The 19412-nt window shown below is 70.9% G+C and carries 16 protein-coding genes; 8 read left to right on the top strand and 8 right to left on the bottom strand.

Annotation, left to right across the window (positions count from 1 at the left end):
• The first annotated feature begins 69 nt into the window (after positions 1-69).
• Positions 70-1131: a maleylacetate reductase gene (locus BO39_RS14800; protein WP_043834572.1), complete on the top strand. Its 1062-nt coding sequence runs from the start codon at positions 70-72 to the stop codon at positions 1129-1131.
• A 268-nt stretch (positions 1132-1399) separates the two neighbouring features.
• Here the strand turns inward: BO39_RS14800 and BO39_RS14795 are convergent, their stop codons facing one another.
• Genes BO39_RS14795 through BO39_RS14780 form a run of 4 tightly spaced genes read right to left on the bottom strand, consistent with a single transcriptional unit; the run spans position 1400 to position 5561 of the window.
• Positions 1400-2290 (bottom strand): ABC transporter permease, encoded by an 891-nt coding sequence (locus BO39_RS14795; RefSeq protein ID WP_420493640.1) that lies wholly within the window; start codon positions 2288-2290, stop codon positions 1400-1402.
• A complete protein-coding gene (locus tag BO39_RS14790) occupies positions 2287-3195 on the bottom strand; it encodes an ABC transporter permease (protein ID WP_342666325.1) in 909 nt (302 codons plus the stop codon). Before BO39_RS14790 ends, BO39_RS14795 begins: the two co-directional genes overlap by 4 nt.
• 30 nt (positions 3196-3225) lie before the next feature.
• Positions 3226-4512, bottom strand: a complete 1287-nt coding sequence (locus BO39_RS14785) for an ABC transporter substrate-binding protein (protein WP_043834568.1) — start codon at positions 4510-4512, stop codon at positions 3226-3228.
• Positions 4509-5561, bottom strand: a complete 1053-nt coding sequence (locus BO39_RS14780; RefSeq protein ID WP_043834566.1) for an ABC transporter ATP-binding protein — start codon at positions 5559-5561, stop codon at positions 4509-4511. Before BO39_RS14780 ends, BO39_RS14785 begins: the two co-directional genes overlap by 4 nt.
• Positions 5562-5825: 264 nt before the next feature.
• Here BO39_RS14780 and BO39_RS29970 point away from each other — a divergent pair, with 264 nt between their 5' ends.
• The 4 genes from BO39_RS29970 to BO39_RS14755 all read left to right on the top strand — a co-directional run bounded on the left by BO39_RS29970 (position 5826) and on the right by BO39_RS14755 (position 12676).
• A complete protein-coding gene (locus tag BO39_RS29970) occupies positions 5826-7901 on the top strand; it encodes an ATP-binding protein (RefSeq protein ID WP_052402111.1) in 2076 nt (691 codons plus the stop codon).
• 73 nt (positions 7902-7974) lie between these two features.
• Positions 7975-9000 (top strand): aldose epimerase family protein, encoded by a 1026-nt coding sequence (locus BO39_RS14765; protein ID WP_245615172.1) that lies wholly within the window; start codon positions 7975-7977, stop codon positions 8998-9000.
• Between the two features lie 133 nt (positions 9001-9133).
• Positions 9134-10654 carry an ATPase domain-containing protein gene (locus BO39_RS14760; protein ID WP_052402109.1) on the top strand — a complete coding sequence of 507 codons (1521 nt, stop codon included), beginning with the start codon at positions 9134-9136 and terminating at the stop codon, positions 10652-10654.
• 6 nt (positions 10655-10660) lie between these two features.
• The gene (locus BO39_RS14755; RefSeq protein WP_043834562.1) at positions 10661-12676 is read left to right on the top strand and encodes a hybrid sensor histidine kinase/response regulator; all 2016 of its coding nucleotides are present in this window, start codon (positions 10661-10663) and stop codon (positions 12674-12676) included.
• Between the two features lie 60 nt (positions 12677-12736).
• Here BO39_RS14755 and BO39_RS14750 read toward each other — a convergent pair whose 3' ends face one another.
• Entirely contained in the window at positions 12737-12964 is a 228-nt protein-coding gene (locus tag BO39_RS14750; protein WP_043834560.1) for a hypothetical protein, read from the bottom strand.
• Positions 12965-13093: 129 nt separating this feature from the next.
• Between BO39_RS14750 and BO39_RS31105 the strand changes: the two genes are divergently transcribed.
• The gene (locus tag BO39_RS31105) at positions 13094-13642 is read left to right on the top strand and encodes a septal ring lytic transglycosylase RlpA family protein (protein WP_211257460.1); all 549 of its coding nucleotides are present in this window, start codon (positions 13094-13096) and stop codon (positions 13640-13642) included.
• A 5-nt stretch (positions 13643-13647) separates the two neighbouring features.
• Here the strand turns inward: BO39_RS31105 and BO39_RS14740 are convergent, their stop codons facing one another.
• From BO39_RS14740 to BO39_RS14730, 3 genes are read right to left on the bottom strand one after another with little or no spacing between them, the layout of a single operon-like run.
• The gene (locus BO39_RS14740) at positions 13648-14610 is read right to left on the bottom strand and encodes an MYG1 family protein (protein WP_245615171.1); all 963 of its coding nucleotides are present in this window, start codon (positions 14608-14610) and stop codon (positions 13648-13650) included.
• A complete protein-coding gene (locus BO39_RS14735; protein ID WP_043834558.1) occupies positions 14607-16634 on the bottom strand; it encodes a M3 family metallopeptidase in 2028 nt (675 codons plus the stop codon). The genes BO39_RS14740 and BO39_RS14735 overlap by 4 nt, the downstream gene beginning before the upstream one ends.
• A 30-nt stretch (positions 16635-16664) precedes the next feature.
• Positions 16665-17714 carry a LacI family DNA-binding transcriptional regulator gene (locus BO39_RS14730; protein ID WP_084698123.1) on the bottom strand — a complete coding sequence of 350 codons (1050 nt, stop codon included), beginning with the start codon at positions 17712-17714 and terminating at the stop codon, positions 16665-16667.
• 76 nt (positions 17715-17790) lie between these two features.
• On the opposite strand from BO39_RS14730, the gene BO39_RS14725 reads away from it, so the two are divergent.
• Positions 17791-18675, top strand: a complete 885-nt coding sequence (locus BO39_RS14725) for a dioxygenase family protein (protein ID WP_043834556.1) — start codon at positions 17791-17793, stop codon at positions 18673-18675.
• Positions 18672-19412, top strand: a complete 741-nt coding sequence (locus BO39_RS14720) for an SDR family NAD(P)-dependent oxidoreductase (RefSeq protein ID WP_043834554.1) — start codon at positions 18672-18674, stop codon at positions 19410-19412. The genes BO39_RS14725 and BO39_RS14720 overlap by 4 nt, the downstream gene beginning before the upstream one ends.

Raw genomic sequence — 19412 nt, 5'->3', positions numbered from 1 at the left:
GCCGCGCCTGGATGCGGCGGGGCGGCCGGACGGTGGCTGCCCGGACGAGGCCTGGGGGGAACGATCAGGATGGAAGCCTTCACCTACGAGGCGCTGCCCGCGCGCGTGATCTTCGGCACGGGCACCCTCGCCCGCACGGGGGAGGAGGTGCAGGCCCTCGGATGCAAGCGCGCCCTCGTGCTCTCCACCCCCGAGCAGCGCGACATGGCGGAGGCCCTGTCCGCCCGCCTCGGCCCGCTCTCCGCCGGGGTCTTCGCGGGGGCCGCCATGCACACGCCGGTCGAGGTGACGGAGCGCGCCATGGCGGCGCTGCGCGAGGCCGGCGCCGACTGTACCGTCGCCATCGGCGGTGGTTCCACCACCGGGCTGGGCAAGGCGATCGCGCTGCGGACCGACCTGCCGCAGATCGCCATCCCCACCACCTATGCCGGGTCGGAGGCGACGCCGATCCTGGGTGAGACCGAGGGCGGGCGGAAGACCACGCAGCGCACGATGAAGGTGCTGCCTGAGGTCATCCTGTACGACGTGGAGCTGACGCTCAGCTTGCCGCCTGCTCTCTCCGCCACCTCCGGCATGAACGCCATCGCCCATTCGGTGGAGGCGCTCTACGCCCGCGACGGCAACCCCGTCACCTCGGCCATGGCGGAGCAGGGGATTGCGGCTCTCGCCCGCGCCTTGCCGCGCATCGTGAAGGACCCGGGCGATCGCGAGGCGCGCTCGGACGCGCTGTTCGGCGCATGGGCCTGCGGCGTCTGCCTCGGCACCGTCGGCATGTCGCTGCACCACAAGCTCTGCCATACGCTCGGCGGCTCCTTCGACCTGCCGCACGCGCAGACGCACACGGTGGTGCTGCCGCACGCCACCGCCTTCAACGCGCCCGCGGCGCCCGAGGCCATGGCGCGCATCGCCCGCGCGCTCGGTGCCGGGGAGGCGGCGACCGGGTTGTTCGATCTCGCCCAATCCCTCGGCGCACCCGTCGCGCTGCGCGATCTCGGCATGCCGGAGGACGGGCTGGACCGCGCGGCCGACCTCGCGACCGCCAACCCCTATTGGAACCCGCGTCCAGTCGAGCGGACCGCCATCCGCGCGCTGCTGGACGACGCCTGGCACGGGCGGAGGCCCGAGGGGTGATAGCAGCTGCGCTTGTGCTGGTCTGGTGGCGCCGGTGACTCCGGGGAGAGGAAGAAGGAATTCTTCCTCTCCCCGGACCCCTCACCATCATCTTCTTCTATCTGTCCAAAGGGCTTTGCGGCCGGTGCGCCTCGGGTTGTGGACCCGAGGCGACGGCACGTTCAGGACGGCTCCGCGATAGCCAGATGGGGATCCAAGGGCCTCAGGCCTTTGGCGGGTGAGGTTTGGAGAGGGCAGGGCCCTCTCCAGGGCCGCAGGCGCCAGCCGGTCAGCGCGAGGCGGCGGCCCGCCGGCGCCGCAGGATCACCACACAACTGAGCGCAATTCCGATCACCGCGAGCGACAGCCCCGTGGTGACGGTGCCGAGCGCGTAGATCTCCGGCGTCGTCACCGTGGTGGTCAGGCCCTGGAGTTCCAGCGGCAGCGTGTTGCGGCCGCCGATCGCCTGACTGGTGCGCGCCACCTCGTCCCAGGAGAGGGTGAAGCCGAAGAGCGCGACGCCGACGAGGGAGGGCGCGATGATCGGCAGCACCACGTGGCGCAGCGTGCGCCATGGCGTCGCGCCGAGGTCGCGCGCGGCTTCCTCGTAGGCGGGGTTGAAGCGGTTGAAGACCGCGAAGAGGATGAGCAGGCCGAAGGGCAGCGTCCAGGTCAGGTGCGCGCCGAGGGCCGAGCTGTAGAGGCCTGACGAGGTCTCGTAGCCCTGCAGGAAGCCCCAGCCCGTGCTTTCGGCCAACGACTTCATCATGTCGTCGATGATGCGGAACTCGAGCCCGATGCCGAGGCTGACGACGATGGAGGGCACGATGAGGCTCGCGACCGCGACGTAGAACAGCGCCCCCTGGCCGATGAAGCGCTTGCGGAAGGCCAGGCCGGCTGGCAGTGCGAGTAGCACGGTCAGCAGCATCACGACCGCGCCGAGGCGAAGCGAGCGCCCGAAGGCCGCCCAGATGTCCACCACGCCCACGCCCTGCCACAGCTTGGAGAACCAGTAGGTTGAGACCCCGTTCATCGGGAAGGTGAGCCCGCCGGACGGTCCCTGGAAGCTGAGCACGATGATCGCGAGGATCGGCCCGTAGAGGAACAGCACGAAAAGGGTGAACAGCGCGGCCAGCCACCAGAAGGCGGCGGGGCGGCGCTCGCCGTCGCGGTTCATCATAGCTCCCGCCGAATATCGACCAGCCTGGTCAGGGCCCAGATCATCAGCAGCACGATGCCGAGCAGCACCACGGCATTGGCGGCGGCGATCGGAAATTGCAGGTAGCTCATCTGCACCTGGATCACCTTGCCGATGGAGGCGATCTGCTGCCCGCCCATGATGCCGACGGTCACGAAATCGCCCATCACGATGGTCAGCACGAAGATGGAGCCGATGACGATGCCGGGCTTGCAGAGCGGGATGACCACGTTCCACAGCGTCTGCCAGCCCGAGGCCCCGGCATCGCGCGCGGCCTCGATGAGGGAGCGGTCGATCCGCGCCATGGAGTTGAAGATCGGCACCATCATGAACAGCGTGTAGAGGTGCACGAAGGCGAGCACGACGGAAAATTGCGAGTAGAGCAGCCAGTCAAGCGGTCCCGTCGTGAGCCCCACCGCCTGCAGCCCCTGGTTCACCAGCCCGTTCCGCCCGAGCAGCGGCACCCAGGCGACCATGCGGATGATGTTGGAGGTCCAGAAGGGTACCGTGCAGAGAAGGAACAGCGCCATCTGCACCGGCACGCTGCGAACGTGGAAGGCGAGGAAATAGGCGATGCCGAAGCCGAGCACGAGGGTTGCTGCCCAGGCCATCAATGCGAAGCGAAGCGTGGAGAGATAGGTCGCGAAGGTGACGCAGAGCGAGGGCAGCTTGTCGATGCAGCCCTCGAAGACCTCGCGGTAGGCATCGAGGTTGAGGTCGGGCGACAGCACGTAGTCGTCGAAGCGCCAGAAGGAGACGGCGACGGTGAGCACCAGTGGCACGATGAAGAAGACGAGGAACAGAAGGGCAAAGGGCGCCGCCTGCCAGTAGGCGGTCCCCCGGCCGCGCCGCATGGCGCGCGCGTCTTTCCCAGTGGTATCGGACACGCGCGCCATGCCGTCCATCATACCCGCGACTCAGGAGGCAATGAACTCATTCCACTTGCGGATGAGATAGGTGTTCTCGTCCATGACGGCGTTCCAGCAGGCCACGCGGCCCATGCGGTCCTCGTAGGAGCCGCCGTCACGCACGGTGCCGGCCTTCTCCAGCAGGGAGCCGTCCGGCGCCTTGATGTCCTGCGCGGCCGGCTTGCCCTCCATCCAGTAGGCCCACTCGTAGGGCTCCATATTGGCCTGCGCGGTTTCCAGCACGGCGGAGTAGTAGCCCTGGCGGTTGAGGAAGGCGCCAGCCCAGCCGGAGAGGAACCAGTTGATGAATTCATAGGCAGCGTCGAGCTTGCGGCCGTCCAGCGTGCGCGGCATGCCGAAGCCCGTGGCCCAGGCGCGGTAGCCCTCCTTCAGCGGCTGGTAGATGCACTGCACGCCCTGGCTGCGCACCTTCGTCACGGCGGGCGACCACATGGACTGGATGACCGTCTCGCCGGAGGCCATCAGGTTCACGCTCTCGTTGAACTCGGACCAGAAGGCGCGGAACTGGCCGGCCCTCTTGGCTTCGGTCAGCATGGCCATGGTGCGGTCGATCTCGGCCCGCGTCATGTTGCCCTTGTCCGGGTACTTATAGGCGCCAGTCGCCTCCATCACCATGGCTGCGTCCATGATGCCGATGGAGGGGATGTTGAGGATGGAAGCCTTGCCCTTGAACTGCGGGTTCAGCAGCTCGGCCCAGCTGTCGATCGGGCGGCCGATCAGGTCGGGGCGGATGCCCAGCGTGTCCGCGTTGTAGGTGGTGGGGATCAGCGTCATCCACTCGGTGGGAGAGGGGGCGAGATCCTTGCTGCCGCGGCCGGTGATGAACTGCACCTTCTTCGGCGCCGTGCCCTGCTCGCCCAGCGTCTTGCCGCCCGCCGTCACGCCGCGCGTGAAGACCGGCGTGATCTTGTCGAACAGCTTGATCCGCCGCGCCTCGATGCCCTGCAGGTTGCCGGAGGGCAGCACGCGCTTGACGGAGAAGTACTCCATGTCCAGCAGGTCGAAGGTGTTGGGCTGCGTCACGGCGCGGCGGATTACGTCGTCGGTGGTGACGGGGATGTACTCGATGGTGATGCCGAGGTCCTGCTTCGCCTTGGCGGCGATCTCGGCGCTCTGGTTCACGGCGGTGCCGAGATAGCGCAGCGTTACCGGCTCCTGCGCGTGCACGGCGGGGGCGGCGAGCTTCGTGGCCGCGCCGGCGAGGGCCAGGCCGGCGGTCGCGCGCAGCAGGTCGCGGCGGCCGGGCCGCGCGCTCCGGAAGGGGGTCTCGGTCATGGGGTGGGTTCCTCCAGGGCCGGCACGAGGGCCGGCGGTTGCGCGTCGCGCAGGGGATGGGCGTCGCCCGCCTCCCAGCGCGCGGTCACGGCATCGCCCACCGCGAAGGGGCGGGCGGCGAAGGCGTCGTCCGGCACCACGGCGAAGAGCTCCGTGGTGCCGAGGGCAGGATCCAGCGGCCGCAGGCGGAGCTGCACGAAGGAGCCCTGGTACTCCACCGTCTCCACCCGCGCGCCGAGCGAGAGGGGCGTCGTCGGCGAGGCTTCCGGCAGGAGGCGCATCCGGTCCACCCGCACCGCCATGGCCTTGCCGCCAGGCAGGACGATCACGTTGTGCCCGCCGATGAAGCGGGCGACGAAGGCGGTGTCGGGCCGAGAGAAGACCTCGCGCGGTGTTCCCGCCTGCTCGATCCGCCCGTTGTTCATCACCACCACGAGGTCCGAGAGGGCCATGGCCTCCTCCTGGCTGTGGGTGACGTGGATGAAGGTGATGCCCAGCTCCGACTGCAGCCGCTTCAGCTCGGCGCGAACCTGGATGCGCAGGAAGGGATCGAGCGCGCTCAGCGGCTCGTCCAGCAGCAGGACCGAGGGCTCGGTGACCAGTGCGCGGGCGAGCGCCACCCGCTGCTGCTGTCCGCCCGAGAGCTGCGCGGGCAGGCGGTGCGCCAGGGCTTCCATCCGCACCAGGGCGAGCATCTCCCGCGCCTTCTTCTGTCGGGCGGCCTTGTCCACGCCCCGCATGCGCGGCCCGAAGGCGACGTTGTCGAGGAGGTTGAGGTGCGGGAACAGGGCGTAGGACTGGAACATCATGGCCGTGCCGCGGGCCGCGGGCGGCAGGTGGCCGACCTCGCGCGGGCCGATCAGCACGTCGCCGTCGGTGACGATCTCATGCCCCGCGATCATCCGCAGGGTCGTGGTCTTGCCGCAGCCGGAAGGGCCGAGAAGGCAGCAATAGGCGCCTTCGGGGATCCTCAGATTGATCGCGTCCACCGCCACGGCGGGGCCGTAGCGCTTGCTGACCTGAACAAGTTCGACGCTGGCGCCGTGCATCCGTCCCCGCATTCCCTGGGCTGACCAGCCCTTGAGGTGAAGCTGAGCAAGGTGTGTGCCAAAGGGCTTGGACGGTGTCCGCGGCTCGCGCCCCTGAGGCAGAGACGGTGCGGTGGGGACGACCATCCAGCGCACGCACCCGGGCCAGGCGGATGGCGCGCCGGGGCAGCGCCCTCTTCAACTCATCGCCATAGGGGGCCGGAGCCATCAGAATCGGGCCGATCCGGGTTATGTCTGCCCCTGCCGCTGAGGTGAGGAGGCCGTTTGCAGCACACGACCGACGCAGAGTCCGAGCCGGGGCTGCCACCCACCGCGGCGCCCCTTCCGGCGATCGAGGCGTCGCGACAGGCCGTGCCGCACGCGGCCCTGGAGGAGGCGCGCCGCCGGGTGCTGGAGGCCCTGGAGCGCGGGGCGCCGGTGGTCGCGTTGGTCGGCGCGGCCGGGACAGGCAAGACGCTGCTGCTTGGGCAACTCGCGGAGATCCTGCGCGGGCGGCAGGACGGCGTCCTTCTGCTGCGCACCACCCATGACCTGCTGACCTATCGGGCGGAGGCGGGGGACGCCGCGCTGGCCGCGTCCACCGTGCTGCTCGACGAGGCTGACCGCAGCGGCGACGACCAGATCGCCCCGCTGCTCGGTGTCGGGCAGGCCGCCCATCTTCCTCCTCGGATCCTCGTCGGCCTGCCGCCCCTTCTGCGCCGGCTGGAGGCGCTGGGCCGGCCGGCCGTTGCCGTGACGCTCGGCCCCGTGTCCCGCGCGGAGTTGCCCGGCTTCGTCGCGGCCCGCCTCGCCGCTGCCGGCTACCCGCCCGACCTCTTCGCGGCCGAGGCGGTGGAGGAGATCGCCCGGCGCTCCGGCGGCGTGCCGCGGCTGGTGAACGTGCTCACGAAGGCCGCCGCCTTCGCCGCCTCGCTCGAGGGATCGCCGGAGGTCCTGGCCCATCATGTGGTGGAGGCGACGCGCCACGCCGCGGGGATCGCGCCGGCCACCCGGACCGCGCCCCCGCCGGACCCGGCAGAGCCGCCCACCCCGCGTCCCCGACCGGAGGAGGGCGCGCCGCCCACGCGGCCGCACCTGGTGGATGCGGCGGCGGAGTGGGTGGACGGTCTCCGCCCCCTTCCACCTGCCGCACCGCCGCCCACCGCGCCGGTGGTGCCCGCAGCTGCTCCGCCCTCGGGCGATGCTCCAGCCGGCAGCCCCCTGCCCGAGGTGGCGGCGGATGCGACGTTCACGGCCCCCGTTACCCCGCCGACCGAGACGGTGCCGGCGACGGCCGACGAGATCGCCATCCCTCCGCAGCCCGTCGCGGAGGCGCGCCTCGTCGCGCCGGCTCCCGGCAGGATCGAGCCCCCGACGAACGCCGCGAAGCCCTCTTCGGGAAGCGACGCACCGCCCGTCCGGCCGGTGTCCCCAGCGGCGGCGGAACCGGTCCTCGCGGAGCCCGCCCCCGCCGTTTCCCCTGCCCGGAGGCGGCGGGGTGGCGGTTGGGTGCTCGCCATCGTGGCCCTGCTGATCCTGGTCGGGGCGGCGGTGGCGGTGGAACGATCGAAGGACGCCCCGCCTGGCAGTCCGCTGGCGCGGTTGGCGCCGGCCCGCGCCTGGCTGGCGGAGAGAACCGACCTGGACCGCATCATGGTCGCCCTGCGCAGCGATAGCGGAAGCTCGACGGCCACGAGGACAGCCCCGGCCGCCGTGGCGCCCGAGCCGTCAGCCGCGACGGTGCCGCCCGCGCCTGCGCCCGCCCCACCCGCGCCAACAGTGGCGCCTGCGCCCGCGCCAGTGGCAACGCCAGAGCCAGTCGCGGCGCCGGAGCCAGCCGCGCCGCGGCCGGACCTCTCCGGGCCCCCGCCGGCCACCAGCGCGGCGCCAGCAGTGCCCACCGAGCCCGCTTCTTCAACGCCGCCCCCGGCCGCGGCGGAGGGGAATGCGGCGCCCGCCGCCGAGCCTTCCGCGCCCGTGGCCATCCCACCGGTGCCACCCTTGAACCAGGGGTTCCTCGCGCCTCCAGCGCCCCCTGCCCCTGCCGAGGCGCCGGCCCGGACTGAAGCGCCCAGAGGGCCGCCGGCGCGGGTGATTGTCCACTTTCTCTCCGCCACCCCACAGGAAAGGTCGGAGCGCCTCCTGGCCGGGCTGACCGCGCGCTACCCGGACCTTCAGGTCCGCCGAGGCGGAAGGGGGCCGAGCTTCGCCGTGGTGCGCCACTTCCTCCCGGCGGATGCGGGCAGCGCGGAGACGGTCGCTGGCCTTCTCGCCTCCTCGGGCGTCGAGGCGCGGGTGCAGGACTTCTCCTCCTACCGCCCGCGGCCGCGCCCGGGCACGATCGAGGTCTGGCTGCCCTGACGGCAGGGCGCGGCGCCCGTGCAACGCCGCGCCCTGCCGGACCTTCCTTCTACGGCCGATGCCAGGAGGTCCCATGCCAGCCAATGATCCAGCCCGGGCGCAACGCCACCTTCTGGAGGCGCCCGGCCTTCGCGCCACCATCCTCACACTCGGCGGCGTCATCGAGCGGCTGGAGGTGCCGGACCGCGAGGGACGCTTCGCCAATGTCGCGCTCGGCCTGCCCGCGCCGGCCGACTACGCGGCGCAGGGGCCCTATTTCGGCGCCCTCATCGGCCGCTATGCCAATCGCATCGCACGGGGGCGCTTCACGCTAGATGGGCGCGAGCACCGCCTCGCTACCAATGACGGGCCGAACAGCCTGCATGGCGGGGGGCGCGGCTTCGACAAGCGGATCTGGGATGTCGCCGCCGCCGATCCCCGCCGGCTGGACCTTTCCCTGGTCAGCCCGGACGGGGAGGAGGGCTATCCGGGCACGCTGACCGTGCGCGTCTCCTACACGCTGGAGGGGGCGGACACGCTGCGCATCGACTACGCCGCGGAAACGGACGCGCCGACGGTCGTGAACCTGACCAACCACAGCTACTGGAACCTGGCGGGAGAGGGGTCGGGCACCGCCCTCGGTCACGAGCTGGAGATCGCCGCGGACGGCTTCACCCCGGTGGACGAGACGGTGATCCCCACGGGCGAGATCCTGCCGGTGGAGGGCACGCCCTTCGATTTCCGCACCCCCGTGCCGATCGGCGCCCGCATCCGCGCCGACCACCCGCAGCTCCGGATCGGGCAGGGCTACGACCACAACTGGGTGCTGCGCGGCGTGCCCGGCGCCGGGGTGCGGCCCGCCGCGCGCCTGCGCGACCCCGGCAGCGGGCGGGTGCTGGAGGTGCTGACGGACCAGCCGGGCCTGCAGTTCTACAGCGGAAATCTGCTGGATGGGACGCTGGCGGGACCCGGCGGGCGCCTCTACCGGAGCGGCGACGGCGTGGCGCTGGAGACCCAGCACTTCCCGGATAGCCCGAACCGGCCGGCCTTCCCCTCCACCGTGCTGCGGCCGGGGGAGGTGTTCCGCTCGACGACGCAACTGCGCTTCGGCACTCGCTAATGGGGACAAAATTCTTTGCGAGCCCGTTTAAAACGGTTCCGTTAAGACCCACACGTGATTTGCATTTGTTGATGAAATCCGCCCCCTGCTCCCCACCTCGCCGCGCCCGGCAGAAGAGGAGGCCTCCGCGCCCGTGACCCGCTCCTTTGAGACTGTGCCGCCTGTCGATCCGAATCGCGCTTCTACGGGGATTGCGGGCCTGGACGACATCCTCGGCGGGGGATTGACGCGGGACCGCCTCTACCTCGTGGAGGGAACGCCGGGGACGGGGAAGACCACGCTCTCGCTGCAGTTCCTGCTGGAGGGCGCGGCGAAGGGGGAGGCGGGGCTCTATATCACCCTCTCGGAGACCGCCGAAGAGCTGCGCGCGGTGGCTGAGGCGCATGGCTGGTCGCTGGACGGCCTTTCCCTCTTCGAGCTGGCCGGCGACCTCGGCCTCGATCCGGAGAGCGAGCAGACGGTGCTGCACCCCTCCGAGGTGGAGTTGGGTGAAACGACGCGGGAGGTGATGCAGCGGGTGGAGGACCTGCGCCCCGCCCGCGTGGTGTTCGACAGCCTCTCCGAGATGCGGCTGCTGGCCCAGAGCCCGCTTCGCTACCGCCGCCAGATCCTGGCGCTGAAGGGCTTCTTCTCCAGCCGCCGCTGCACGGTGCTCATGCTGGACGACCGCACGGCCGATCCCACGGACCTGCAACTGCACAGCATCGCCCACGGCGTGATCTCGCTTGAGCAGGTGCCCCGCAACTACGGCGCGGAGCGGCGGCGGCTGCGCGTGGTGAAGATGCGCGGCATCAAGTTCCGTGGCGGCTTCCACGACTTCGTGCTCGACACCGGGGGGCTGACCGTCTTCCCGCGGCTGGTCGCAGCCGAGCACCACGGCAGCTTCACGTCCGCCCCCGCATCGAGCGGCAACGCCGACCTCGACACCCTTCTCGGCGGCGGGCTGGTGCCCGGCACGAACATCCTTCTCAGCGGCCCTTCCGGCGTGGGCAAGTCCACGACGGCGGCGCACTGCGTGATGGCTGCCCTCGAGCGCGGGGAGCGCGCGACCTACTACCTTTTCGACGAGGGCCTGGGCACCTTCCTCTCCCGCAGCGCGGCACTGGGGATGGACCTTCGCCCCCATGTCGAGTCGGGGCGGCTGACGCTCCGCCAGATCGACCCGGCCGAGCTTTCCCCCGGCGAGTTCGCCTGCCGTGTGCGCGCCGCAGTGGAGGAGGGGGGATGCAGCTTCATCGTCATCGACAGCCTCAACGCCTACATGCAGTCGATGCCCGGGGAGAACTACCTTCTCCTGCAGATGCACGAGCTGCTGAGCTATCTCGGCCAGCGCGGGGTCAAGACGATGCTCGTCCTCGGCCATCACGGGCTGGTGGGAGACGTGCGCGCCGATGTCGACCTCAGCTATCTCAGCGACAGCATCCTCTTCTTCCGCTTCTTCGAGGCGGCGGGGCAGGTTCGAACCGCGATCTCCGTTGTTAAGACGCGCAGCAACGCGCATGAGCGGACGATCCGCGAGCTGAAGTTGAGTGCTGGCGGGCTGCAGGTCGGCGAGGCGCTGACGGATTTCGAGGGCGTGCTGACCGGCCTGCCCTCCTACAAGGGTGGCGTCTCCATGCTGAAGGACAGGCTTCCCCGGGTGGACGGGGCCTGATCGCCCATGGCCGAGCGCATACTCGTTCTGGCGCCGCGAGGGCGGGACGGCCGGGTCATTGAAGGGGTGATGCAGCGCGCCGGCATTACCGTTCAGCTCTGCGACGACCTTCCGGACCTGCATGAGCGCCTGCAAGGCAAGGTGGGAAGCGCCTTGGTGACGGAGGAGGCGCTCGCCGGGCCCGCGCTCGAGCCGCTGCTCGCGCTCTGCGAGGCCCAGCCCTCCTGGTCGGACATCCCCTTCATCGTGCTCGCGACGCGCCAGATCGGACGTCGTTCCGATGCCGCGACCCGCGTGCTGGAGCGCCTCGGCAACGTCGTGCTGCTGGAGCGGCCGGTGAACGCGGAGACGCTGGCGAGCGCCGCGCGCGCCTGCCTTCGCGTGCGGCGCCGCCAATACGAGACGCGGGACCTGCTGCAGGAGCGCGAGCGGCGCGAGCGGGAGCTCCGCCTGCTGAACGAGACGCTGGAGCAGCGCGTGAGCGAGCGTGCCCAGGAACTGCAGAAGACGCGGGTCGCTCTCGAGTTCGCGCTTGATTCCGCGGGCATGGGATCCTGGGACCTCGACCTCGTCACGGATACCTCCCGCCGGACGCCGCAGCACGACCGCATCTTCGGCTACGCGACGATGCTGCCCGCCTGGGGCCGCGCGACCTTCCTGGAGCACGTGCTTGAGGAGGAGCGCGAGGAGGCCGCCGCAGCCTTCGCGCGCGCGGCCGAGACGGGCGTTCTGGACATCGAGTGCCGCATCCGCCGGCCTGACGGCGCCGTGCGCTGGATCACCGCCAAGGGCCGCGCCGGCTACGACGCGACGGGGCGCGCGGTGCGCATGGCCGGCGTGGTCATGGATACCACCGACCGCCGCGTGACCGAGGATGCGCTGCACCAGGCGCAGAAGATGGAGGCGATCGGGCAGCTGACGGGCGGGGTCGCGCACGACTTCAACAACCTGCTGACCGTTATCGTCGGCGGGCTGGACATGGTGCTGCGGCGCCCGGAGCAGACCGAGCGCGTGACCCGGCTGGCCACCGCCGCGATGACCGCGGCGCGGCGCGGGGAGCAGCTGACGCAGCAGCTCCTGGCCTTCTCCCGCCGGCAGATGCTGCGGCCGCAGACGCTGAACCCGAACCGGCTGCTGCTGGAATTCGCGGGCCTTGCCCGGCGCGCGGTGGGAGAGGCGGTGACGTTGCGCTTCGACCTCGACCCCGCGGTGGACCCGATCCGCGTCGATCCCGCGCAGTTCGAATCGGCCGTGCTCAACCTCGTGGTGAACGCGCGGGACGCGATGCCCGAAGGCGGCGAGGTGACGGTGTCGAGCCGCAACGTGCACCGGGACACGCGCGCCACCAACGAGCGCGGCATCGCGCCCGGCGCCTATGTCATGGTTACGGTGACGGATACCGGCACGGGAATCGACGCGCCGACGCTGCTGCGCGCCTTCGAGCCCTTCTTCACGACGAAGGAGGTGGGTAAGGGATCGGGTCTCGGGCTGAGCCAGGTCTATGGCTTCGCGCGCAGCGCCGGCGGCGATGTGGCCATCGATTCCGCGGTCGGCCACGGCACGAGCGTGCGGCTCTACTTCCCGCCCTCCTTCGACGCGCCGGCCGAGGAGCCGGCGACAGCACCGGGCAAGGTGCCGCTGCGCCCGGCGGCGAGCGGGGAGACGGTGCTGCTGGTAGAGGACGACGAGCAGGTGCTCGCCATGGCCGTCGAGAGCCTGGAGGAACTGCGCTACAACGTGATCGTCGCCCACAACGCGCGAGAGGCGCTGGAGCATATCCACGGGCCGGCGCGGATCGACATCATGTTCTCGGATGTGGTGATGCCAGGGGGCATGAATGGCGCGCAGTTGGCGGTGGAAGCGCGTCGGCTGCGGCCTGAGCTGAAGGTGCTCCTCACGTCCGGCTATGTAGGGGAGCCGCTGGCGAACAAGCCGATCGCCGACGACATGGACGTTCTGAACAAGCCCTACCGGCGGGACGAGCTTGCGCAAAAGCTGCGGGTGGTGCTGGGCCGCGGGTGAGGCGGCGCGGCGGGCTGGAAATACGGTCGGGTCGCCTCGATCTGATCGGGAGCGCCGCGCTCAGCGGGTGCCTATTCGGGAGAGGCGCCGAAGGCATTCGGGGCAGGTGACGGCTTCGGCCGGCGGTTCCGCCCAATAGGACCCGGCGCCGGGCTCGTCGGCGCAGAGGGACATGCGACAGTTCGGTGTCACGGCATGGAAGACGGCGGCCCGTCCCCGGGTCGGGCGGCCAGCTTTCTGGAGCGCGACGAAGGTGCGGCCGGCGACGGTGATGGCTGTCAGGTGCATGGCGCGCCTTGGATGGCGTTCCATTCGCCCGAGGTCAATCGTTTGCAAGAGATGGTTTCGATTGCGGCCCCGAACTGGTTTCGCTCCGCAGCACCAAATGGGAAGGCCGGTAATAATGAGGATAGGACGATGAGTTTTTGGAAGGTGGCGCTTCTTTGCGCGTCGATCGGCCTTGCGATGGTCCAGGCACCCGCGCTGGCGGCGGGAGGTGGAAAGGATACGCGGCATGCGAGTGCTGATGCGAGCCAGCGCGCGCATCCGGTGCTGCGCTCCGTCACGGGACGGCGGGCGCGCCAAGCGCGGGCGCAGGAGCGGCGGTCTACGATCAGGCGCGGTCACGCTGCGGTGACCCAGCGCGGCCATGCCTCCATTTACGCCTCCAGCCTTGCGGGGCGGCGGATGGCGGACGGTGGGCGCTTCGATCCCCGTTCTGACTCCGTAGCCAGCCGGACGCTGCCGCTGGGTGCGCGGGCGCGCGTGACGAACCTGCGGAACGGCCGCAGCGCGATCGTGCACGTGCGGGATCGCGGTCCGCACGCGCGGCATCGCATCCTGGACGTCAGTCCCGGCGTCGCCACGCGGCTCGGCATGGGGCGCACGGGCACCGCACCGGTGGCGGTCACGCCGCTGCCGGGGTTTTCCATGCGGGCAGAGGCGGGGACGCTGCCCCGCCGCTGAAGCGTCTAGGCCGCCGGCAGTGCGCGCCGCGCCATCTCCACCGCCCCGTCCCGCGAGCGTGCGGCGCCGACGAAGCGCCGCACATGGACGAAGACCGCGTCCGCCACGCCCGAGCGCTCGGCCAGTTCCGCGTCCTGCAGGCCCGCCCAGTCCTCCGGCAGCGGCTGGCGCTGGGCAAAGGAGCCGGGCTCGGGCGGCATGGTGTCGACCATCCAGTTGCCGTTCGAAGCTGGGCTGACCGCGAAGAGCACGGGCAGGTCGTGCGCGAAGACGGCGCCCTTCCAGGGCATGCCGCGCTCGAGCACGAGGATGCGCGGGTCCTCCCCGGCCTGATGCGCGGCCAGCACGCGCGCATCGGCCGCGTGGCGCGCGCGCAGCCCCTCTACGCGGCGGCGCAGGACGCCCTCCACGAAGGCGGTTGCCTCCAGGAAGGCTGCGTCGCCGGCGGTGGGGCCTTCCGAGGCGGGATCGTCCCAGGGCGGATTAAAGTCGCCGACCAGCGAGGCGAGGCTCAGCGTGTCATCCACCAGGGGACCTGTCATGGATACGCCGTTGTCCACCTCGTCGATGCGGCGCACGAGCTTGCGGTCCAACTCCGCCGCTATGGCGGGGGCGAAGCGCTCGCTGTCCGAGACCTTCAGCAGCCGCGCCACCGCGTGTTCCCCATAGACCTGCCAGACGAGGCCGGCGGAGGAGAAGGGCGTGCCGTCCTCGCGCGTCGGGGCGCCGCGCTGGTGGTGGTCGAAGCGCTGGCGCGCGACGTCGAAAGTGGTGCCGACGTCCCAGACGATGTCGGCCGCCGCGATCGGCTCGGGCTTGCGCGTCCGTACCAGCTTGTGGTCCTCGCCCGGTGTCCGCAGCGCGAGAGCCAAGCGTAGCGTAGCGTAGGCGAAGACCTCGTCGCAGTGGAACTTGCCGCTGTGCGTGACTAGCAGGGGCATCCCGCCGGTCGTTTCCAGAGCGCTCATGCAGCCACCAGGCCACGGTTGCGCAGCAGCGCGGCGGTGCTCGGCTCCCGGCCCCGGAAAGCGACGTAGAGCTCCATCGGGTCGCGCGTGTCGCCGGCGCTCAGCAGGGTGCGAAGCCGCGCGGCCGTGGCGGGGTCGAAGGGATCGCCGGCCTCGGTGAAGGCGTCGAAGCCGTCGGCGTCCAGCACCTCCGCCCACATGTAGGAGTAGTAGCCCGCCGCGTAGCCGCTGCCGGCGAAGAGATGCTGGAAGTGCGCGGGGCGGTGGCGGAAGCCGATCTCGGCGGGCATGCCCATTTCCGTCAGGAAATCCGCCTCGAAGCGATCGATGTCGATGGAGGCCGGATCGGGGTGGCCGTGCAGCGCCATGTCGATGAGGGCGGAGGAGGTGTATTCCACCGTCGCGAAGCCCTGGTTGAAGTTGCGCGCCGAGAGCAGGCGCTCGCTCAGCGCCTCCGGCAGGGGCTCGCCCGTGCGGTGGTGCAGGGCGTAGCGCCGCAGCGTCTCCGGCAGCGCCATCCAGTGCTCGTAGATCTGCGACGGCAGCTCCACGAAGTCGCGCCGCACGGAGGTGCCGGACTGCGCGGGGTAGCGCACCCGGCTGAGCAGCCCGTGCAGAGCGTGGCCGAACTCGTGGAACAGCGTCTCCGCGTCGTCGAAGCTCAGCAGCACCGGCTCGGACTTTGCGAAGTTGTTGTTGTTGACGATGACGGGGGAGACCGGCGCGTCGAGGTCTTCCTGGTCGCGGTAGCTGCTCATCCAGGCGCCGGAGCGCTTGCCCGACCGCGCGTAGGGGTCCGCCAGGAACACGCCGACATGCCCCTCCGCGTCCCGCACCTCGTAGGCGCGCACGTCGGGGTGATAAAGGGGCACGTCGTCCCGTGGTGTGAAGGTGACGCCGAAGAGGCGGGTCGCGGTGTCGAAGGCGGCCCTCTGGATGTTGTCGAAGACAAAGAAGGGCTTCAGCTCCGCCTCGTCCAGCGCGTAGTCGGCCAGGCGGACGCGCTCGGCGAGGAAGCGCCAGTCCCAGGGAGCGATATCGCCTTCAAAGCCTTCCCGGCGGGCCAGGGCGAGCAGGTGGTCGCGCTCGGCGGCGGCCTTCTTCTTGGCGGGCTCCCAGACCTCGGCCAGGAGGCCCTGCACGGCGGTCGCGCTGCCGGCCATGGTGTCGGCCAGGCGGAAGGCGGCGTAGGTCTCGTAGCCGAGCAGCCTTGCCCGCTCCGCCCGTAGCGCCAGGATCTCAGGGATCAGCGGGCGGTTGTCGTGCTCACCGGGATGGGTGCCGCGCGCGATCCAGGCCTTGTAGGCGCGCTCGCGCAGGTCGCGCCGGGCAGAGAAGGTGAGGAAGGGCTCGATGAGGGAGCGCGAGAGCGTCACGGCGTAGCCGGGGATACCGCGCTCAGTGGCGGCCGCGGCCATTCCGTCGCGGAGAAAGGCGGGCAGGCCCTCGAGGTCGCCCTCCTCGAGCGCCATGTGCCACTCGTTCTCGTCGTGCAGCACGTTCTGGCCGAACTGGGTGTGCAGCACGGCCAGGCGCTCGGAGATGGCGGTCATTCGCGCCCGCGCCGCCTCGTCCAGCGCCGCGCCGCTGCGGACGAAGCCAAGATGGGTGCGCTCCAGCAGCCGGCGCTGGTCCTCCTCCAGGTTCAGCTCCTCGCGGCGCTCGTGGAGCGCACGCACGCGGGCGAAGACCTGTGGGTTAAGGGCCACGCGCATGCCGTGCTGGGCCAGCCGGGGCGACATCTCCCGGTCCAGCGCTTCCAGGTCGGCGCCGCCGAAGCTGTAGACGAGGTTGGAGAAGACGAGGCTCACCCGCGCCAGCGCCCGGCCGCTGCGCTCCAGCGCCTCGATCGTGTTGGCGAAGCCGGGTGCTGCGGGATCGGTGCCGATGGCCGCGATCTCCTCCAGGTTCTCGGCCATGGCCGCCTCGAAGGCGGGGGCGAAGTGTTCGGGCCGGATCCGGTCGAAGGGCGGCAGGCCGAAGGGGGTGTCCCAGGCCGACAGGAGGGGGTTGGTCTCGCTCATGCCGCTATAGGTGGCGATGTGCCCCGCGGGTCAAGCCGTGGCGGTCATTCCATCGGGCGGCGGGCCGGAGGAGCCGCGCCGCACCAGCCCTGAGGCGAGGACGAGGGTGCCCCCCTCCGCCCCACGGTGGATGCGCTCCAGCAGCAGGCGCGCCGCCTCGCGGCCCATCCTCTCGTGCGGGATGCGGATGGTGGTCAGGGGCGGCTCGATCAGGTCCACCATCGGCATGTCGTTGTGGCCGGTGACGGAAATGTCCGCGGGGATGCGGAGGCCGGCCCGGCGGCAGGCATCATAGGCGCCGAGCGCCAGCAGGTCGTTGGCGCAGGCCAGCGCCGTGACGCCGGAGCAGCGGGCGAGGAGAAGGGTGGCGGCCGCCTCCCCCTCGGCGCGGCCATAGGCCGTGGCGGCCTCTATCCAGCCCGGCGGGACATCCAGGCCGGCGGCGGCCATGGCGCGCTCGAAGCCCTCTCGCCGCAGCAGGCCGGTGGAAAGGGGAGCGGGGCCACCGACATGGGCGATGCGGCGATGGCCGAGGCCCACAAGATGCTCGACCGCGAGCGCCATGCCGCCGCGGTTATCCGAGACGACGGCGGGCACGCCCTCGCCGCCGCTGCGGTTGACGAGCACCGTGGGCAAGCCGCGCAGGCGGCAGGCGGCGAGCGCGGGGTCGTCGCGCAGCGACACGGTGGCGAGCAGGAGGCCGTCCACACGGCGGGCAGCCAGTTCGGCCACGAATTCGGCCGCCTGCTCCGGGTCGTCGCCGGGATCGGCGACGAGAAGAGCGTGGCCGTCCGCGGAAAGGGCGGCCGCAGCGGCGGCGAGGATGGGCGCGAAGACGGGGTTGGCAATGCCCGGCACCAACGCGCCGACAAGGCGCGAGCGCCCGGTGCGAAGCGACATCGCCGCCGCGTCCGGTCGATAGCCGAGGCGCGCGGCGGCCTCCTGCACGCGCTCGGCAACGGGGGCCGCGACGAGGTGCCGGGTCGCGGAATTGAGCGCGCGGGAGGCCGTGGAGGGGTGCACGCCCGCCTCCTCCGCGACCTGGCGGAGATTGATCGAGCGAGGGATGGGTGTCGTCATTGTCACCAAGATAGCGATTGCGGAGCCGCTGCCAGAGCCTATACAATCGATTGCAGAGGGAATGGGAGGGCAATCCGTGATCATCAACGGCGAAGCCATGGTCACGCCGGCGGTGCTCGAGGCGATGGCCGGCACGAAGGACACGCGCCTGCACGAGGTCACCACCGCGCTGGTCCGCCACCTGCACGCCTTTATCCGCGAGGTGAAGCCGACCGAGCAGGAATGGGAGTACGGCGTGGAGTTCCTCGGCCGGATCGGCCAGGCGAACAGCCCGGTGCACAACGAGGGCGTGCTCTTCTCGGACGCGGTCGGCGTCTCGACGCTGGTCTGCCTGCTGAACAACGGGGCGAACGGGTCCACCGAGACGGCGGCGGCGCTGCTCGGGCCCTTCTGGCGCGACAACTCGCCGGCCGTTCCGGATGGCGGCAGCATCGTGCGCGGGCCGACGCCCGGGCCGAAGCTTTTCGCCACCTGCCAGGTGCTCTCGGGTGGGGCGCCCGTGACGGATGCCCGGGTGGATGTGTGGCATTCCTCGCCGGAGGGGGTCTACGAGAACCAGGATCCGAACATGGCCGACATGAACCTCCGCGGCCAGTTCAGGACCGATGCGGAGGGACGGTTCCGCTTCACCTCCGTCAAGCCCGCGGGTTACCCGGTGCCGACGGACGGGCCGACGGGCGACCTGCTGCGCGCCCAGGGCCGCCACCCCTTTCGCCCGGCGCACCTGCACTTCCTCATCCACAAGCCCGGGCTGAAGACGCTGATCACCCAGGTCTTCGTGGACGACGACGAGCACCTGGAGAGCGACGTGGTCTTCGGCGTGACGCAGGCGCTGGTCGGCGGCTACGTGAAAGGCGAGGGACCGGCGCCGGACGGGAGCGAGGGAGAGTGGTGGTCGCTCGACTACACCTTCCACATGGAGCCCGGTGACTCCCGCCTGCCGGTGCCGCCGATCCAATGAGCACTCTCAACGGGAAGACCGCGGTCATCCTCGGCGGCTCCGGGGGGATCGGCGCGGCGACGGCCAGGGTGCTGGCCGAGGCCGGTGCCTCCGTGATCGTCAGCTATCGTGGGCGGGAGGCGGAGGCGCGCGCGCTGGTCGCCTCGCTGCCAGGTGATGGGCACGACGCCCGCCCGGCCTCAATGGAGGACCGGGCCTCGATCGAGGCGCTAGCGGCTGACGTGGCGCGCAGCCACGGCCGCTGCGACGTGCTGGTGAACAGCGCGGGCTTTACGCGGGCGATTGCGCATGCCGATCTCGATGCGCTGGACGACGACTTTCTCGATTCCATGTGGCGCGTGAACTGGCGCGGCCCGCTCTCCGCAGTGCGAGCCTTCCGCTCGCTGCTGGAGGAGTCCGAGGGGCTGGTCGTGAACATCTCCTCCATCGGGGGGCTGAACGGGTCGGGCTCCAACCTCGCCTATGCTGCGGTGAAGGCGGCAACCGACAGCCTGACGAAGTCGCTCGCCCGGGCGCTCGCGCCGAAGGTGCGGGTGATGTCCGTCTCCCCCGGCGTAGTGGAGACGGGCTTCGTGCCGGGGCGGGGGCCAGAGGCGAACGCGAAGATCGCGCCCTCCATTCCGCTGAAGCGCGTCGCGCAGCCCGAGGACGTGGCGAATGCCGTCCTCGCCTGCGCGACGCTTCTTGCCTATTCCACGGGATCGCTGATCCTCGTCGACGGAGGGCGTGCGCTTTGA

Source organism: Roseomonas aerilata DSM 19363 (assembly GCF_000711725.1).
Classification (GTDB): Bacteria; Pseudomonadota; Alphaproteobacteria; order Acetobacterales; family Acetobacteraceae; genus Roseomonas; species Roseomonas aerilata.
Note: the sequence above shows the minus strand (reverse complement) of the source record. Positions and strands in the feature narration are given on the sequence as shown.